Raw genomic sequence first — 385 nt, 5'->3', positions numbered from 1 at the left:
GGTAATCCCCCCGAAAAACAGCGGTGTTTAAAAGTAGAATTTTCCGTAAGCTACACGCAGGGAGATTCTGCATGAAGAAGTCACGTTTTTCCGACAGCCAGATCCTGTCGATCCTGAAGCAAGCCGAGAACGGTGTTCCGGTTCCGGAGTTGTGTCGTGAGCACGGCATGAGTAGCGCCAGCTTTTACAAATGGCGCGCCAAGTTCGGTGGTATGGATGCGTCCATGATGGCTAGGCTGAAGGAGCTAGAGGACGAAAATCGCCGACTCAAGAAGATGTATGCCGAGGAGCGACTGAAGGCTGATATCCTCAAGGAAGCCATCGAAAAAAAGTGGTAAAGCCGTCTCGTCGCCGTGAGATGGCGCAGAAAGCCGTCAGCCAGAAA

The 385-nt window shown here is 52.2% G+C and carries 1 pseudogene; it reads left to right on the top strand.

Annotated elements, in window-relative coordinates:
- Nucleotides 1-71: 71 nt before the first annotated feature.
- Nucleotides 72-385 (top strand): annotated as a pseudogene (locus MWU64_RS15365) (transposase); the annotation flags it as partial.

The sequence above is a fragment of the Marinobacter sp. S0848L genome (assembly GCF_023016065.1).
Classification (GTDB): Bacteria; Pseudomonadota; Gammaproteobacteria; order Pseudomonadales; family Oleiphilaceae; genus Marinobacter.
The sequence above is the reverse complement of the archived record's forward strand: the minus strand, read 5'-3'. Positions and strand labels throughout refer to the sequence as shown.